This is a genomic window from Bradyrhizobium sp. 215_C5_N1_1 (genome assembly GCF_052075935.1).
Classification (GTDB): domain Bacteria; phylum Pseudomonadota; class Alphaproteobacteria; order Rhizobiales; family Xanthobacteraceae; genus Bradyrhizobium; species Bradyrhizobium barranii.
Map to the genome: position 1 here is coordinate 7,820,557 of NZ_CP197228.1, position 16,719 is coordinate 7,837,275.

Genomic DNA, 16,719 nt, shown 5'->3' on the forward strand with positions numbered 1-16,719 from the left:
GAAAAGACGGGCCAAACGCGCGAACCCATATCGGGCACGCAGGGCCGGCACCAACATACCAACATGAAGAATTATCTCGCTTTCTTTCTCATCCTGGGCATGACGGCAGCCTCGGCACACGGCCCATTGCCGGCGCGGCTCACGGGGCCGTCCAATCTCGTCCGGGTGGGCCTCACCGACAACGACACGACCGCCGGTGGCACCGCGCGGCTGTGCGAGCAGATCTCCTTCTCGCGCGGGCTGCGCTACGGCGACAGCGAGGCCAATGTGCTCGACGTCGCCACCAGCAGCGAGACCAAGGCGGATACGCCCCGGCCCGTGCTGCTGTTCGTGGGGGGCGACACCTTTGCCGGCGATCGCGGCGCGCCGGACCTGTCCCGCGAGGTCCAGGACCAGGCGATGTGCTTTGCCGCGCGCAACGGCATGATCGGCGTGCGCGTCAACTATCGCTTTGCGCCTGCGGCGACCTGGCCGATGGGTGCAACCGACGTCGCGGCGGCGCTATCCTGGGTCCACGGCAATATCGACCTGTTCAATGGCGATGCCCGCGAGATCGTCGCGGTCGGCTACGGCGCCGGCGCCTTCCATGTCGCCACCTTGCTGGCGCATCCCGAGTTCCAGACCGACCGCGCCGATGTCGCCGCCGTCGTGCTGGTGTCCGGGATCTACCGCGCGGGCAAGGACGCGAGCGACAGCGAGAAGGCCTATCTCGGCACTGACCCCACCCAATATGACAAGCGGTCGGTCTTCCCCGGCATCCTCAACGTCGATGCGCCGATCGTGCTGGCCTGGGCCGCGAACGATCCCGCGAGCCTCGTGGCGCAGGGCGAGACCTTGAAGAAGACGCTGTGCGGCGCCGGCCACTGCCCGCGCAGCACGCTGCTGCGCAGCCGCGACGGCATCGCCGCCGCCTTCGGCCTCGACGGCTCCGGCGACAGCCTCGCCGAACCGACGCTGCTGCTGGTGCATCAGCTCGAGGCGCGGGAGCTGCCGTAGCGGCGCGTTGCGGGCGGCGCGACGACTTTCACCTTTTGCTGGGCCACCCCTCTCCCCCGCCCTCCCCCGCAAGGGGGAGGGAGCGCAGCGGAGCACGTGGCCACGCTGTGCCCTCATCGCCGACGCGCTAATGAATGGAGTCACTCGCCAAACGAAAGATGCGTTCCCTCCCCCCCTTGCGGGGGAGGGTTAGGGAGAGGGGTGCCACACGGCACGCTCTGTCGATTGATGGCCCGTCAACACGGCTGTCGTTTCGTTCGCGATGCGTCGCCTTGAAGCGGGCGATCAAGCCACAGCTTTGACAAACGCTTGACGTAGATCAAGCGGACTTGGTGCGGATTGAGCCGACCTCTTGGAGGGGCCAATATCAAGGTATCGAGCATGCGCGTCATCGGCAGGATGCTGTTCGTTTCGATGATCGCTATCGCGTCGCTTGGCGCGATGTCCCAGCAACACGCCGAACAACCCGCGAGCGGCGATGAAATCCGCATCGGCAACGTGATGCCGTATTCGGGACCGCTCTCGGAATTCGGCGCCATCGGCCAGGCGGAGGCCGCCTATTTCGACATGGTCAACGCGCGCGGCGGCATCAACGGCCGCAAGATCCGCTTCATCACGCGCGACGACAATTCCGATCCGGCCACCGCGCTGGAGCTGACGCGCAATCTGGTCGAGAAGGACGACGTACACCTGATGTTCGGCTCGTTCGGCACGCCCGGCAATATCGCCACGCGCTGGTACCTGAACGAGAAGAGAATCCCGCAGCTGTTCGTCGCATCCGGCGACGAGGAGCTGAGCCAGGCCAAGGCGTTTCCCTGGACCATGGGCTGGCAGCCGTCGTTCCGGTCGGAGGGGCGCATCTATGCCAACTACATCCAGGCCTATTACCCCAAGAAGAAGATCGTGGTGCTCTGGCAGAACGACCAGTTCGGACGCATGCTCTACAGGGGCATCCAGGAAGGTCTTGGCGACCTGAACCGCCTTGTCCTCGTCGACATCGCCTTCGACATTGCCGATGAGCATCTCGAAGGGCATGTCTCGATCCTCAAGCGCGCGGGCGCGGACATCTTCGTCTTTCTCGGCGTGCCGTCGACGGCGTCCAAGGTGATCAAGCTGGCGGCGTCACTCAAATGGCGCCCGGTCATCATCGTCAACGACGCCTCCGCCTCGATCGCCAACGCGATGGCGCCCGCGGGCCTGGAGAATTCGTCCGGCGTGATCTCGGCGGCCTTCCTGAAGGATCCGAGCGACCCCGCATGGAAGAACGACCCCGCCATGAAGGACTGGTTCGCCTTCATGGACAAGTACCATCACGTCGAAAGCACCAACAACAGCGCCGCGGTCTACGGCTACGGCGCAGCCGAGGCGCTGACACAGGTGCTGAAGCAATGCGGCGACGACCTGTCGCGCGAGAACATCATGCGTCAGGCGGCTTCGCTGAGGGATCAGCAGCCCTCCGTTGCGTTGCCCAACATCAGGATGAGCACCTCGCCCAACAGCTATCTGCCGATCAAGCAGATGCGGCTTGTCCAGTTCGACGGCCGTTCCTGGCAGCCTTTTGGCGATGTGATCGAGACCGCGTTCACGGAGGGCGCGGCGCGGTGAGTCTCGCGTCGACGCTGGTTGGTGCAGCGCGGCGTTCAGGCACGCACCTTTTGCTGGGCCACCCCTCTCCCCCGCCCTCCCCCGCATCCGCCTTCGCCAAGGCTGCGGCGGACAAGAGGGGGGAGGGAGAGCACCTGTCGCGTTGTGAGAGGTCGGCCCTTACCCTCCCCTGGAGGGGTCCGGGACGAGCGTAGCTCGCCCGTGGGTCGGCTCATGTTGAGCGAAGCGAGACATGAGGCGGGGTGGGGTGACGGTCTCTCCGCATCGAACACTGCCCGTGTTGAGAGATCACCCCACCCCGCTCGCGCTGCGCGCGATCGACCCTCCCCCTCCAGGGGAGGGTAAGAGCACCTTCACGCCGGCTTCAGCGAAGCCAGCGCGTTTTCCAGCAGCGAGCGGACGCGTGCTGCATCGCCTGACTTCACCATGGCGGGGTCGAGATACAGCTCGAGGCCGGGCGCGCGCTCGGTGATGACACCGCTCTTCTCCGCCGCAGCGTCGTTGAGCGCGTCGACCGAATAGGGAATGATTTCGCGGCTGATGCCCTTCATCGTGATCGCGGGCAGCGCGTGCGCGCGGACGATGTCGCTGACCAGCGCGAAGGTCTCGTAGCTCAGCACGATTCCGCCGGGCTCGGCGATCGATTGCAGACGCGCGGCGAGGTTCGCTTCGGCACCGATGATGGTGTAGTCCATGCGGTCGCTGCTGCCGAAATTGCCGACATTGCAATAGCCGGAATTGATACCCATGCGCGAGCGGAACGGCTGCTCGATGCCGGAGGCGCGCCACTTCGCATTGAGTTCGGCAAGACGCTGCTGCATGCGCCAGGCCATCTGGAGGCAGGCCTCAGCGTCCGCACGGTCGCCCCTGGTCTCGGGGTCGCCGAAGAAGATCAGCATGGCATCGCCGATGAATTTGTCGATGGTGCCGCCATATTCATGGGCGATCGCCGACATCTCGGTGAAGTATTCGTTGAGGAGCTGGGTCAACAATTCCGGCTGCAGCCGCTCGGCGGTCGCCGTGAAATTCTGGATATCGGAGAAGAAGATCGTGAGCTTCTTGCGCTCGGTGTGGATGGTGACGTCCTTCTGGCCGCTGAAGATGCTCTTGTAGACTTGCGGCGGGATGTAGCGCGAGATCTTCATCGACAACGAAGCCAGAAAGTCGTTGGCGGATTCGAGCTCCTTGTTCATGCCCTTGATACGGCCGGCCTGGCGGCGCTGGAGCGAGAGGAACGACAGGCCGCAGCCGGCGGCGATCAGGAAATAGGCCAGCAGGAACTTGAACGAGAAGATGTTGGCGGCGATCGGCTGCGCGATGATCACCTCCTGGATGCCTCTGATGTCACCGACCTTCCAGTCCTTCTTCGGGCTCTCGGGGTGGCTGTTGTGGCAGCTGACGCAGGCCGGGCCCATCGTGACGGGCGCGACCAGGCGGACCTTGTCGGAGAACAGCGAGGTCTCGGTCTCGACGATCTTCTGCTCGGGGTCCTTGCGAAGCGCGTCGAGCGCGTCCTTCTCGAACTTGTCGAGCTGGTGCGCGGCGCGGTTCTGGAACGGGAAATCCGAGACGAAGCGGTAGGCGATGTTCTCCTGCTGCGCGCCGATCACCCGTCCGAGCTCCAGCGACAGCGTCGCCGGGATCGGGATCGCACCGGGGACGGATTCGTAATTGTGCACGACCCTGGTGGTGCCGTTTGGGTTAGCCAGGATGCGGCCGACCACGTTGGACGCATAGTAGCTGCGCACGCTCGTGATCACCGAGTTGAGGTCGGCGGCCTGCCGGCGCAGCGCGGTCTTGCTGAGGTCGGTCAGGTCCAGCCACACCGCGACCGGCAAAGCGAGCAGGAGCAAGGCGATCACGGCCCCCGTGAGGATGCCGCTCTTGCGCTGTTCTTCGGAGATCTCTTGTTTCACCCTGTGGCTCCGTCGTGTGCGATCTTGACGCAAATCCCGGGAATTCGCGGCAAGAGCTTGCGGCGGCACAGAGCCCGCAAATGCGAGGCCGCGCAACCCCATTTCATGGTGGGTCGCAGCAAATGGCTTTTCGTTTCATGGCGAATGTTTAAGATCGGCATGAACCTGCATTCACTCCGCCGGGAGATCCTCCATATGACCGAGACCATCCGCATCAGGCGCTTCAATGCGCGCCCCGTGATCGTGCCGATGAATTTGCCGCTCAAGACCTCGACCGGCGCGGTCGCAAAGGCGCCGCTGGTGCTGATTGACTGCGAGACCGAGCAGGGCGCGGTGGGGCATGCCTATCTGTTCTCGATCACGCCGTCGGCCTTGAAGCCGCTGACGGCGATGGTCACGGAAATGTCGGAGCTCGTCGCCGGCGACGAGCTGCTGCCGTTCGAGATCGAGCGCAAGCTGACCCAGCGCTTCACCCTGCTCGGCCTCGCCGGCCTGCAGCGGCTGGCGCAATCCGGCATCGACATGGCGGCATGGGATGCGCTGGCGCGCAGCAAAGGCTTGCCGCTGGCGCGCCTGCTCGGCGGCGCGCCGAAGCCGGTCAGGGCCTACAATTCGAAGGGACTCGGCATCATGCCGGCGGGCGCCGCGGTGGACGAAGCCCACAAGCTGCTGGCCGAAGGTTTTCACGCGGCAAAGATCCGCGTCGGCCGGCCCGATGCGCGGGAGGATCTCGCCGTGGTGCGCGCGGTGCGCAAGGCCGTCGGCGATCAGGTCACGCTGATGTGCGACTACAACCAGGCCCTGACGGTGACCGAGGCCATCCGCCGCGGCGAGATGCTCGACGACGAGGGGCTGACCTGGATCGAGGAGCCGATCCGCCACGACGATTACGCTGGTAACGCGCGCATTGCGGATGCGCTCCGCACGCCGGTCCAGATCGGCGAGAATTTTGACAGCGCCTTCTCGATGCAGGCGGCGCTGTCCGCTGAGGCCTGCGACTACGTGATGCCCGACGTGCAGCGCATCGGCGGCGTCACCGGGTGGCTCCGCGCCGCCTCGCTCGCACATGCCGCCGGCATCGAGATGTCGACGCACCTGTTCTCGGAGGTCAGCGCGCACCTGCTCTGCGTGACGCCGACCGCGCACTGGCTGGAATATGTCGACTGGGCCGACGCGGTGCTGGCGACACGGCTGACGATCAAGGACGGCTTTGCCCTGCCGGGCGAGGAGCCCGGCAACGGGATCGCGTGGGACGAGGCAGCGGTGAAGAAGTATCTCGTCTGATAAGACCGCCTCTTACGACCGAACAGCGGCAATCATACTCAGCTCGACGGGAGCGCCCCGCGGCAACTCGGCGACGCCGACAGACGTGCGCGTGTGACGACCGCGATCGCCCAAGCGCTCGATCAGCCGGTCGGAGGCCCCATTCATGACTTGCGACTGCTGGGTAAATCCGGGCGCTGAAGCAATGTATCCAACGAGCTGCAGGACCTGGACGATCCTGTCCTCTCCGCCTGTTGCGTGGTTGATGGCCGAAATGCAGAGATCGGCGCAAAGAGCAGCGGCCTCCTGCGCGGCCGCGATATCGACATTTGCGCCGACCTTGCCCGCATACAGCAGGTCCTCACCGCGACGCGGCAGCTGACCACTGACATACGCAATTCCACCATGGATGATCACCGGCAAATAGTTGCCGCCGGGCTTGTTCACGCTGTTCATCTCGAAAACTGCCTTCTCGTCACGTCCGGCGAAGCGACACGTTTCGCCGAACCCCGCAAATTGTATCTCACCAGGCTCGTCGCCGTCATGGATGACCGGACAATGGCAGGCGGAGGTTCACGGATCAAGGCTGCGAAGCATTTGCATGCCGAAGGCAGTGCGGATCAAGCCCGACAAGGCCTCGCCACCGCGCATTGCGCAGCGCCGGCGGGCACGATAACGATGCCCCCATGTCCACGTGGCGGCCCCACCCTCACATCCGCGTCGTCGCGCTCGGCCTGCACTGGCGGGGCGGGCGGCTGCTGGCGGCCGAGGTGCGCGACGATGCGGCGCGGATCAAGGGCGTTCGCCCGCTCGGCGGCGAGATCGAGTTCGGCGAGAGCTGGCGGACTGCGCTGGTGCGCGAATTCAACGAAGAGCTCGGCGTGGACATCACCATCACGGGCGAGCCGCTGGTGATGGAGAACATTTTTTTGCACGAGGGATCGACCGGGCATGAGGTGATGTTCATCGCCGAGGTCGCGCTTCCAGACGGCGCGTTCAGCGGCCAGGACCGCATCGACTTCCGCGAGGATAACGGCGAAGAGATCGTCGCACGCTGGTTCGATCTTGCGGAGCTCGACGTCGAGGGCGGGCCGAGCCTTTATCCGAACGGGTTGAAGGATGTACTGCTCCGACGGAAGCGCCAGTCCGCCTGACGGGCGCCTGGCTACCAAACCTCCGCGCCGGGGATTTTCTTGCGCACCACCATGCGCTGGATCCAGATGCAGCGACGGACGGATCTGTTGGAGCGGCCGACGGCGGATATCCCCTCGCCGGCCTGAAGCAGCGGCGCGATGTTCGCGCGCAGCGCCCGGCAGCGCTGGAGCTCGGCCTGCAAGTCGATCACCGCCGCATCCGCGCATGACGCCATCAGCGCCAGCACAGCCATTGCAAGACAGGTCGCCCGCATCGTTCGCATTCCTTTCACTGTGATCCCCCCGCGTCGCGCCGGTAGCGGAAGTCGCAATGGCTCGCGCGCCTTGCATGATGGTCTGCGCCCGCGTCAGCTTGACGTCGGGGCCGGACCCTTCCGCAGTCGCGAAGTCGGAAGTGCAGACAAAGGAGAAAAGCCGAGCTCCGGCTCGCCCAGCTGTGGCGGCCCCAACAAGGCTGAGCCAACGCAGACGTGATTCAGCGGTTACCGCGGGTCGCCAGATCCTGAAGAGCCGACGGCGCAGTCAGTGATATTATCCCCATCATACCAAATGCTGCGCGGGCTTCCCTAAGAACCAGCCAACGTCAAGGAGAACTCGAGTGCCGTTGTGGAAAGTCTATCACCCCGTCGGGGCCTACTCGGCTCATGACAAGAAGGAATTCGCAGAGAAGGTCACCGCAATGTATGCGAGGATTCCCATCCCGAAATTCTACGCCGTGATGATCTTCGAGGAAGTCGCCGCAGGTTCGGTCTATGTCGGCGGAGCTTCGCACGAGAAATTCGTCCGCTTCAAGATCGACCACATGGCGAGGACGATGCCCGGCCCCGTCATCAGGGAATGGTGGGTGAAAGCAGTCGACAAGTTGATCGCGCCCTACGTCAAGGACCGGGGATACGACTGGGAGGTCACCATCGACGAGCTACCGGCCGACCTTTGGTCGATTCAGGGGCAAATTCCGCCGCCATTCGAATCCCACGCCGAAACAAGATGGGTCAAGGAGAACCGGCCGAGTTCGTATGACCTCCAGGAAAAGCTGCCGGTCGGAGCCCTGTTCAAGCCGGGCGTGTCCGCCGGCTGAGGCGACGCCCGCAGGACTGTCGATCGACGCAAGACGCCGCTCCGCAGGGCGGACCGAGCCTCTATCCGACAGGACTGAAGGACCTGCTGCTCCGGCAGAAGAGCCAGTCCACCTGACGGGCGCCTGCTACCACGCCTCCGCGCCGGGGATTTTCTTGCGCACCGCCATGCGCTGGATCCAGATGCAGCGACGGACGGATCTGTTGGAGCGGCCGACGGCGGATATTCCCTCGCCGGCCTGAAGCAGCGGCGCCACGTTCTGCCGCAGCACGCGGCAGCGCTGGAGCTCGGCCTGCCAATCGATGATCGCCGCATCGGCGCGTGATGCCATCAGCGCCAGCGCAGCCATGGCAAGGCAGCTTGCCCGCATCATTTGCATTCCCTTCACCGTGATCCCCCCGCATCGCGCCGGTAGCGAAAATCGCAATGGCTGGCGCCCTGCATGATCGTCTGCGTGCGCGTGAGCCTGACGTCGGGACCAAACCCTTCCGCGGTCGCGAAATCGGCGGTGCAGACCAGGAGGAAGCCGAGCTCCGGTTCGCCCAGCGCCTTGTAGAACTCGGCATAGGCGCATCGCGTCACGTCGAACGCGAAGGTGTCCGCCGTCTGCTCGACGACGTCATAGGCGAGCGCGTCGTCGCGGGCATAGGTCTTGAACGCCGACGATACAGCGTTGCCGAGATCGGTCTCGTTCTTCGTTTTCCAGAACTCCTCACCGAAGCCGCGATAGAGATCGCCGAGCGCCTTGCGCACCAGCGCGTTGGCGCGCGCCTCGCCGAGCTCGGCCTGCAATGCCTTGACCAGCGGCACCAGCACCTGCGCCTGGATCTTTGCTTGCTCGATGACGGAAACGCTCATGGGCAGCCTCGCTCGTCTCTCGTTGCTGCGACTCTTTGGCCCTGTGACCTGGCACACATTTGCGACCATCTTAAGGTTGTATGATAGCCCAGCATAACCGAAGCCGGCCAGGCGCCCGACCTCCATTTTGATGATCTCATTTTCGAGCACGGAGAAGGAAGCAATGCTTCACTCAGTTCGCAGGGCTCGGCTATTTCCCGACCGCATATTTGCCCGAACCACAAGTTGAAAATCACGATCGATTCACGCAGATCCGTTCAGTATCCGGCCCGGCCAACAACGTAGGGCCGATCAATGTTCGTAGTCGGCACGCGCGCATGAGCGCGCGTGAACGATGTTGTCATGCCCGGCATCGGGCGGATCACGAGACGCGATCGGGATCACGAGGCGCAATAGCGCAGGACTCACCTGCCCGGACAGCCGGCCCGGGGAAATGCCGGCATCGACAGTTGCAGCACCGCGAGGGATCACCATGGACGAGCCCAAACCACTCACCAGTGCATTCACCAAGACCGCGAATTTCTCCATCCACGAGGTCGACGAGGTGTTCAGGGACGCCGCGCAGCCCGCCGCGGGGGCCGCCGCGCGAGCTGCGCGTCCGCCGGTCACCTTGCCGCCCATCCTCGGTCCGCTGTCGGCCTTCACGGGCACCTTCACAGGACAGGGATTCAATACGATCTTCCGGCCCGACAGCAAGATCACGCCGACGCCGATGCCGGGGCCGATCAGCACCACCGACCCCGACGACAACGTGCTGGAGCTGAATCTCACCGACGAGACGATGTCGTTCTCGAACAATCTTGGCTCGATCCCCAATCGCGGCTCGCTGCAGCAGGCAGATGCATTCCTCAACGGCGTGCCGTATCTCCAGACCATCAACGACATCACCACGGGAACGCCCGTGGGCATTCACTTCGAACCCGGCATCTGGCTGGCGGTGCCCGCCACCACCAATCCGCACGAGCCGTTCACCGTCGCGCGCATGGCGTCGATCCCGCACGGCACGACGATCACTGCGCAAGGCACCGCGCTGCCTCCGGTCGCCGGTAAGCCAACCATCGCGGCCATCGACATCACACCGTTCATCGGCGGCAATCCGGGCAACAAGATCACATTCCAGAACCAGACCGCGACCAACAAGACGACTCGCAGGCTACCTCAGGATCTGACCGCACTGATGGCTTCCGGCAAGCTCACCCAGGCGATGATCACCGACCCGAACACGGTGCTGCGCGATCAGATCGCGCATCAGACCATCACGCAGACCATCGTCATCGAGACCTCGACGAAGCCCGGCACACCGCTGTCCGGCGGCCCCTTGCCGGCCATCCCCTCGCCCGGCCCGCATCCGCAGGCGCCGAGCTTTGCCGGCGGCGCCGCGAACATCGCGTTCCTTCAGGGCTTGCCCGTTCCGACACCGGGCGGCAATGGCTCGAACGCCAACGCCTTCCAGATGGACGCAGTGTTCTGGATCGAGACGGTGGTTTACGACATCGACGTGCCGGCCCTGCCGCCCGGAACGCCGCCGGTGATCCTGCAACCGCGCCAGAGGAGCAACGTGCCGCTGGTTCCGAGCTTCGTCGCCGCGATCCCGTTCGTGCCCAACAAGGGATTCAAGGGCGGCCACGTCAGGGTGGCGACGACGCAGATCCAGTATTCACAGAAGGTCATGCTGGATTTCGCCGGGCTGACCTGGCCGCACGTCTCGGTCGCATCGCTGGTGCCGGCCGCACCCGTGCCGATCCCGGATCATCTGTTGCCGCTGACGTGAGGCGGATGGCGGTGTGACGACGATGCGCCACGTCCGCGGTATCGGACGTGGCCTGAACCAACGCATCCGTGATGCGACGGTGACCGCCGCTCGCGCGATCCTGAAAAGCCGGCGGCACGATCAATGGTATGATCATTGTCATCCAAAAGAGAGATGATCATGCCCCCTTCCAAGATGTCTCGCGGCTCCATCAGGCTACGACGATTTGCACGGCGCGGTCATGTTGCGGCAATTGCTGCAGCGCTGTTTCTCGCGGCGACCGCCTGGTCAGCCGGGCCGGCGCTGGCCGCGGCAGATGATGCCGAGGCGCGAACCATCTTCGAAAAATTCATTGCCGCGCAGAATGCGCACAACGCGGACGATGTGAAGGCCATGCTGTGGAATTCGCCCGGCACGCTGTTGTTTGCGAGAGGCATCGAAACCAGAGGCCGTGATGCGGTCGCGGACCGCTTCAAGGGCTACTACGAGGGCACCTGGCACCTCGAACCCGATATGTCGAAATTCCACGTCGCCGTGATATCGAACGAGGTGATGCAGGTCCTCGTTCCCATCGTCTTCACGCGCGGCCTTCCCGGCAAGCCGGCCCAACAGAATACGTTTCTGATCAGCCAGACCTACGTGCGGGATGCGAACGGCTGGTCCGTCGCCTCGGTCCTGCCGGTCGCGAACACGGAACTGAAATAGCCGCGATCCAGAATCGTAGCCCGGATGGAGCGCACCGTAATCCGGGACAGCGTCGGAGAGGATACACCCCGGACTGCGCTTCGCTCCATCCGGGCTACACGCAGGCTTCGCAATCGCGGATTGTTTGGGCTTGCCTGGCCGAAGCTCGCCGCGGGCAGCCCGCCTGCGCCCTTTGGGCTTCGGCGTGGCATCCTTCTCTCGCTATCGCGAGCGAAGGATGGTGGGCGCGACAGGGATCGAACCTGTGACCCCTACCATGTCAAGGTAGTGCTCTCCCGCTGAGCTACGCGCCCTAGATGTCTCTAGATCGGGTCGGGTCCCTATAACGGCTCAGGGGAGCCGGTGCAAGGACCGAAGGGGGCCGATTTAGGCCGCCAGCATCTTGTTCACTTCGCTGACCAATTCGCGCAGATGCACGGGCTTGGACAGCACCTTGGCGTTCTTGGGGGCGTCCGAATCCGAGTTCAGGGCGACCGCGGCGAAGCCGGTGATGAACATGATCTTGATGTCGGGGTCGAGTTCCGAGGCCCGGCGGGCGAGCTCGATGCCGTCCATCTCCGGCATCACGATGTCGGTCAGCAGCATCTCGAACGGCTCTTCCCGGAGCCGCTGATAGGCGGCCATGCCGTTGTCATGGGACGAGACCTGAAAACCAGCGTTTTCCAGCGCCTTGACCAGGAAACGGCGCATGTCGTTGTCGTCTTCGGCGAGCAGGATTTTGGGCATGGCAGGAAACGTCAAATCCCCAGAGGATATCAGCAGAGGTTACTAAGCCCGACAGAGGGTAAATTTGGGGTGAAAATCTTTACCCTGGGCTGGCTGCGCTGCCGGTCCCTTGTGAACCCGAATGCGGCACGAATCAATCGAGCCGCGCTGGCGCATCCCCGCTTCCCTGCCCACACGGTTAAGACATGTTCCAGCGCCGATCACATCTTTTCGCTTGGCAGAATGGTTGCGATTCCAGACAATGACGACACATAAGAGCCGCTCCACCGGCCGAATCAATTCGATCCGAGACCCGGATCCCGCGGCGCGAAGGGACGAAGCCTGAGAAGATGACCCGGTTTGACGGCGACGTGTCGCCCGCCTTCGAGATCGTGGAGCCCGCGCAATGGCGCGCGCCTGTCATCTTCAACTCGCCCCATTCCGGCTCGACCTATCCGGACGAATTCCTCAGCGCCTCCAGGATCGACCTGACGACGCTGCGGCGGTCCGAAGATTCCTTCATGGACGAGCTGATCGGCCATTTGAGCGAGCGCGGCTTTCCGACCGTGCGGGTCAACTTTCCCCGCTCCTATGTCGACGTCAATCGCGAGCCTTATGAGCTCGATCCCCGCATGTTCACCGGACGGCTGCCGAGCTTTGCCAATACCCGCTCGATGCGGGTCGCCGGCGGGTTAGGCACCATCCCGCGCGTGGTCGGCGACGGCCAGGAGATCTATCGCGAACGCATCCTGGTCGACGATGCGCTGGCGCGGATCGAGACGCTCTACAAGCCCTATCATCGCGCGCTGCGCCGGCTGATCAACAAGGTGCACCAGATGTTCGGCACCGTGGTGCTGGTCGACTGCCACTCGATGCCCTCGGTCGGCGTCAGCAGGGACGAGCCGCGGCGGCCCGACATCGTGATCGGCGACCGCTACGGCACGAGCTGCACGCCGCTGCTTCCGGACAGGGTCGAGGAGACCATGGGCGGGCTCGGCTATTCGATCGGCCGCAACAAGCCCTATGCCGGCGGATTCATTACCGAGCATTACGGCAACCCCGCGAGCGGGCTGCACGCGGTGCAGCTCGAGCTCAACCGCGCGATCTACATGGACGAGCGGCGGCGCGAGCGCAGTCCGCGCTTTGCGCAAGTGGCAAGCGACTTCGGCGTGCTCGCCGACGTGCTGGCGACGACGATCCCGTTCGGCGATCTCGGCCCGTTCCAGGCCGCGGCGGAATAATAGCGAGCCGTCGCCGCGCGATCGCGCCGCCGATCAAACATCAGATCAAGCTGCCAGCGTATCGTGCGCCGAATCTTCGCTTCGCGTTTTCGCGCGCTCGAAGTGAAGATCGAGGCTCAAAGAAAAAAGGGCCGCTTCTGATGAAGAAGCGGCCCAAGTCTAGGGAGGAAACGCCCAAGGAGGGCAGCGGTAACGCAGAGCGCTACCGCACCGCAACAATATGCGGCCGCGACGCACAAAGTGCAAGGGCTTTTGAGCCGTTTCCCATGCAATATGCACATGGCTCAATTGCTTATAGCGAAACCCAGATTCAGTTTCTTTGATAAGGAAATTCAATGGGTTGATAACCGTTTGCATACGAACAAGGCATACTCGGAACTAAGTTTTCAACTCTATGATCGATATTTGGCCAGCATATGACTGGGATGGGGCAGCCGGTTGCGGCATCCAAAATACCAGGGAGCAAACCAACTCAGCGCTGCACGCGAGAAGCGAATTGAGCTAGGCAGGAGCGAGCTTCACCCGACTTTCGTTTTGAGGATGCGCCGTGACGGTGATCGACTTCTCAGCCTTCATCGGACGGCTCGCCACCGCCTCCGGCGAAACCATCCTGCCGTTCTTCCGCACCTCGCTGTCGATCGACGACAAGAGCAAGACCAAGGATTTCGACCCCGTTACGGAGGCCGACCGCGCCGCGGAGGCGGTGATGCGCCGGCTGATCAAGGCGAGCTTCCCCCAGCACGGCATCGTCGGCGAGGAATTCGGCAACGAGCGCGAGGACGCCGATTATGTCTGGGTGCTCGACCCCATCGACGGCACGAAATCCTTCATCGGCGGCTTTCCGATCTGGGGCACGCTGATCGCGCTGCTGCACAAGGGCGCGCCGGTGTACGGCATGATGCACCAGCCCTTCATCGGCGAGCGCTTCTCCGGCGACAACGGCTCGGCCACCTATAAAGGCCCGTCCGGCGAGCGCCGGCTCCAGGTCCGTCGCTGCGCCTCGCTGTCGGAAGCAACGAGCTACACCACCAGCCCGCTGCTGATGAACGAACGCGACCGCGCCATCTTCAGCCGCATCGAACAGGGCGCGCGGCTGTCGCGCTATGGCGGCGACTGCTACTCCTATTGCATGCTGGCGGCCGGTCACGTCGATCTCGTGGTCGAGACCGAGCTGAAGCCTTACGACATCGCCGCCCTGATCCCGATCGTGACCGGCGCCGGCGGCGTCGTCACCACCTGGGAAGGCAAGCCGGCCCAGGGCGGCGGCCGCATCATCGCGGCCGGCGATGCAAGAGTTCACGAAGAAGCACTGAAACTGCTCAACGGATAAGCGCCCCAAGGAGCGTGCATGAAAAGAGCCTGCATGAACAACTGGCCTAAGCTCCTCCTTGCATTCCTGCTCCTGTTTCCCGCCCTCGCCTCCGCGCAGAATTTCCCCGCAAAACCGATCAAGCTGATCGTGCCGTTCCCGGCCGGCGGGCCCAACGACATCATTGCCCGCGTGATCGGCCAGCGCATGTCGGAGCTGTCAGGGCAGCCGGTGCTGATCGACAACCGCGGCGGCCAGGGCGGCGTGCTCGGCACCGACGCGGTCTCCAAGGCCGCGCCCGACGGCTACACCATCGCCATCTCCTCAGCCGGCGCGCTCGCGATCAGCCCGAGCATGGAGCGGGTCGCCTACGACACCGCGAGCGACCTCACGCCGGTGACGCTGGTTGCGACCGTGCCGGAAATGCTGGTGGTTGCCACCAACGTGCCCGCAAAGGACATCGGCGAGCTGATCGCGCTCGCCAAGGCGCAGCCCGGAAAGCTCAATTTCGCCTCCTCCGGCCCCGGCAGCCTGCCGCACCTCGCCGGCGAATTGTTCAAGCTGACGGCCAAGATCGACATCGTCCACGTGCCCTATCGTGGCGCTGCTCCCGCGGTGAACGATCTCCTGGGCCAGCAGGTGCAGATGACCTTCCTGGATCTTCCGGTGCTGCTGCCGCAGGTCAAGGCGGGCGCGTTGAAGCCGATCGCGGTCGGCTCGGCCGAGCGCTCCGCGACCGCGCCCGACGTGCCGACCACCGCGGAAGCGGGCTTTGCCGATCTTCGTATCGAGAACTGGTACGGCATGGTGGCGCCGAAGGGCACGCCGAAGGAGATCGTCACCGCGCTGCATGGCCTGGCGACGAAGGCCATGGCGGATCCGGCCGTAAAGGAAAAGCTCGCCGCCCAAGGCGCGACCCTGATTGGCGACGAGCCGGAGCATTTTCGCAGCTTCATCGCGGACGAGACCGCGAAGTGGGCGAAGGTGATCAAGGATGCCGGAGTCGAGACGGCGAAGTAGCGCGCGGTAGGCGAACGGCCTCACAACGCGACAGGTGCGTTCCCTCCCCCCTTGCGGGGGAGGGCCAGGGAGAGGGGTCCACACGGGGACTCCATCGATCTCTCTTCTTCGCGACAGAGACACCTTTTTCTGGGTACCCCTCTCCCCCTCCCTCCCCCGCAAGGGGGGAGGGAGCGCAGTTGTGCGCACCGCCGCAACGTAGGCTCACATCAAAAAGCCGCCCTCACGCCGCCTCTGCCCTTAAATGCTCCACCAGCATCTTGGCCGGCCTTGGCAGCGCCTTGAAGCTGCGGGCGCAGATCACGAGCTTGCGGTTGGCGAAGGCATCACGCAGGCGGACCATGGCCAGCGGCATCAGCTTGGCGCAGCGGCGGGCGGCGGATATCGGCACCAGGGCGATGCCGACGTCAGCGGCGACCATCTGACAGATCGCGTCGAAATCGCGCAGACGCGCACGGTAATGCGGACGCATGCCGAGCCGGGCGGCGTGCTTCGAAATGTGCATCTGGAGTGCAGTGGCGCTGGTGAGCCCGACGAATTCGCAATCCCGCGTCTCCTGAAAATCGATCTGGCGACGGCCCGCGAACGGGCCGCGCCGCGACGTCACCAATGTCAGGTGGTCCTCGCTGAAGACGAAACGCTCGATATGATCAGGCAGCGCGTGCTCGGCGGCAAAGCCGAGATCGGCGGCACCGGCGGTGATTGCTGCCGCGATATCGGTGCTCTCGCGCTCCTCGATGTCGATGGCGACGTCGCGATGCTCGCGCAGGAAACCCGCCAGCGCCTTCGGCAGATGCTCCGACAGCCCCGAGGTGTTGACGAGAAAATGCACACTCGCGCGCACGCCGCTGGCAAAGCCGGCGAGATCGCCGCGCAGGGCGTCGACCTGGTGCATCACGACCCGTGCATGATCGAGCAGGCTCTCGCCCGCCGCAGTCAGCTCGACACCGCGCCGCCCACGCTTGAGCAGCGCGACGCCGAGCGCGTCCTCGAGCCCTTTGATGCGCGCGCTGGCAGAGGCCAAGGCGAGATTCGATCGCTCGGCGCCGCGCGTGATGCTGCGCTGGTCGGCAACCGCGATGAAGAGCTGGAGGTCGACGAGGTCGAAGCGCATGGTCGG

Annotated in this window: 17 protein-coding genes and 1 tRNA gene; 10 read left to right on the top strand and 8 right to left on the bottom strand. The window is 64.3% G+C overall.

Annotated features, from left to right (window positions below; translation table 11 throughout):
- Positions 1-63: 63 nt before the first annotated feature.
- Both AB7G19_RS37470 and AB7G19_RS37475 read left to right on the top strand, forming a co-directional pair.
- Positions 64-996 (top strand): alpha/beta hydrolase, encoded by a 933-nt coding sequence (locus tag AB7G19_RS37470; RefSeq protein WP_441268772.1) that lies wholly within the window; start codon positions 64-66, stop codon positions 994-996.
- Positions 997-1,377: 381 nt separating this feature from the next.
- Complete coding sequence (locus AB7G19_RS37475) at positions 1,378-2,601, top strand: ABC transporter substrate-binding protein (protein ID WP_135214796.1); 1,224 nt, start codon at positions 1,378-1,380, stop codon at positions 2,599-2,601.
- 353 nt (positions 2,602-2,954) lie between these two features.
- Here AB7G19_RS37475 and AB7G19_RS37480 read toward each other — a convergent pair whose 3' ends face one another.
- Positions 2,955-4,517: an adenylate/guanylate cyclase domain-containing protein gene (locus AB7G19_RS37480; RefSeq protein ID WP_085398767.1), complete on the bottom strand. Its 1,563-nt coding sequence runs from the start codon at positions 4,515-4,517 to the stop codon at positions 2,955-2,957.
- Between the two features lie 195 nt (positions 4,518-4,712).
- On the opposite strand from AB7G19_RS37480, the gene AB7G19_RS37485 reads away from it, so the two are divergent.
- On the top strand, positions 4,713-5,801 hold the full coding sequence (locus AB7G19_RS37485) for an enolase C-terminal domain-like protein (protein ID WP_441268773.1): 1,089 nt from the start codon (positions 4,713-4,715) through the stop codon (positions 5,799-5,801).
- 12 nt (positions 5,802-5,813) lie between these two features.
- Here AB7G19_RS37485 and AB7G19_RS37490 read toward each other — a convergent pair whose 3' ends face one another.
- On the bottom strand, positions 5,814-6,236 hold the full coding sequence (locus AB7G19_RS37490) for a RidA family protein (RefSeq protein WP_063985690.1): 423 nt from the start codon (positions 6,234-6,236) through the stop codon (positions 5,814-5,816).
- A 230-nt stretch (positions 6,237-6,466) separates the two neighbouring features.
- On the opposite strand from AB7G19_RS37490, the gene AB7G19_RS37495 reads away from it, so the two are divergent.
- Positions 6,467-6,934, top strand: coding sequence for an NUDIX hydrolase (locus tag AB7G19_RS37495; protein WP_085398766.1), 468 nt, complete (start codon positions 6,467-6,469; stop codon positions 6,932-6,934).
- Positions 6,935-6,945: 11 nt separating this feature from the next.
- Here the strand turns inward: AB7G19_RS37495 and AB7G19_RS37500 are convergent, their stop codons facing one another.
- Positions 6,946-7,188 carry a hypothetical protein gene (locus AB7G19_RS37500; protein WP_085398765.1) on the bottom strand — a complete coding sequence of 81 codons (243 nt, stop codon included), beginning with the start codon at positions 7,186-7,188 and terminating at the stop codon, positions 6,946-6,948.
- Positions 7,189-7,532: 344 nt separating this feature from the next.
- On the opposite strand from AB7G19_RS37500, the gene AB7G19_RS37505 reads away from it, so the two are divergent.
- Entirely contained in the window at positions 7,533-8,012 is a 480-nt protein-coding gene (locus AB7G19_RS37505) for a tautomerase family protein (RefSeq protein WP_085398764.1), read from the top strand.
- A 126-nt stretch (positions 8,013-8,138) separates the two neighbouring features.
- Here the strand turns inward: AB7G19_RS37505 and AB7G19_RS37510 are convergent, their stop codons facing one another.
- Both AB7G19_RS37510 and AB7G19_RS37515 read right to left on the bottom strand, forming a co-directional pair.
- Positions 8,139-8,384: a hypothetical protein gene (locus AB7G19_RS37510; RefSeq protein WP_085398770.1), complete on the bottom strand. Its 246-nt coding sequence runs from the start codon at positions 8,382-8,384 to the stop codon at positions 8,139-8,141.
- Positions 8,385-8,395: 11 nt separating this feature from the next.
- On the bottom strand, positions 8,396-8,869 hold the full coding sequence (locus AB7G19_RS37515) for an L-2-amino-thiazoline-4-carboxylic acid hydrolase (protein WP_085398769.1): 474 nt from the start codon (positions 8,867-8,869) through the stop codon (positions 8,396-8,398).
- Between the two features lie 472 nt (positions 8,870-9,341).
- On the opposite strand from AB7G19_RS37515, the gene AB7G19_RS37520 reads away from it, so the two are divergent.
- A complete protein-coding gene (locus tag AB7G19_RS37520) occupies positions 9,342-10,640 on the top strand; it encodes a heme-binding protein (RefSeq protein WP_085398762.1) in 1,299 nt (432 codons plus the stop codon).
- Positions 10,641-10,799: 159 nt separating this feature from the next.
- Positions 10,800-11,324 (top strand): DUF4440 domain-containing protein, encoded by a 525-nt coding sequence (locus AB7G19_RS37525; RefSeq protein WP_085398768.1) that lies wholly within the window; start codon positions 10,800-10,802, stop codon positions 11,322-11,324.
- A 218-nt stretch (positions 11,325-11,542) separates the two neighbouring features.
- Here the strand turns inward: AB7G19_RS37525 and AB7G19_RS37530 are convergent.
- A tRNA-Val gene (locus AB7G19_RS37530) sits at positions 11,543-11,617 on the bottom strand.
- A gap of 73 nt (positions 11,618-11,690) precedes the next feature.
- Positions 11,691-12,050, bottom strand: coding sequence for a cell cycle two-component system response regulator CpdR (cpdR, locus tag AB7G19_RS37535; protein WP_007597092.1), 360 nt, complete (start codon positions 12,048-12,050; stop codon positions 11,691-11,693).
- 329 nt (positions 12,051-12,379) lie between these two features.
- Here cpdR and AB7G19_RS37540 point away from each other — a divergent pair, with 329 nt between their 5' ends.
- The 3 genes from AB7G19_RS37540 (at position 12,380) to AB7G19_RS37550 (ending at position 15,599) form a co-directional block, all read left to right on the top strand.
- Positions 12,380-13,270 (top strand): N-formylglutamate amidohydrolase, encoded by an 891-nt coding sequence (locus AB7G19_RS37540; protein WP_014491809.1) that lies wholly within the window; start codon positions 12,380-12,382, stop codon positions 13,268-13,270.
- Positions 13,271-13,817: 547 nt separating this feature from the next.
- Entirely contained in the window at positions 13,818-14,600 is a 783-nt protein-coding gene (hisN, locus tag AB7G19_RS37545; protein WP_014491808.1) for a histidinol-phosphatase, read from the top strand.
- Between the two features lie 33 nt (positions 14,601-14,633).
- Positions 14,634-15,599: a Bug family tripartite tricarboxylate transporter substrate binding protein gene (locus AB7G19_RS37550; protein WP_085398761.1), complete on the top strand. Its 966-nt coding sequence runs from the start codon at positions 14,634-14,636 to the stop codon at positions 15,597-15,599.
- A 223-nt stretch (positions 15,600-15,822) separates the two neighbouring features.
- Here the strand turns inward: AB7G19_RS37550 and AB7G19_RS37555 are convergent, their stop codons facing one another.
- The gene (locus tag AB7G19_RS37555) at positions 15,823-16,713 is read right to left on the bottom strand and encodes a LysR substrate-binding domain-containing protein (protein WP_135214795.1); all 891 of its coding nucleotides are present in this window, start codon (positions 16,711-16,713) and stop codon (positions 15,823-15,825) included.
- Positions 16,714-16,719: the final 6 nt, after the last annotated feature.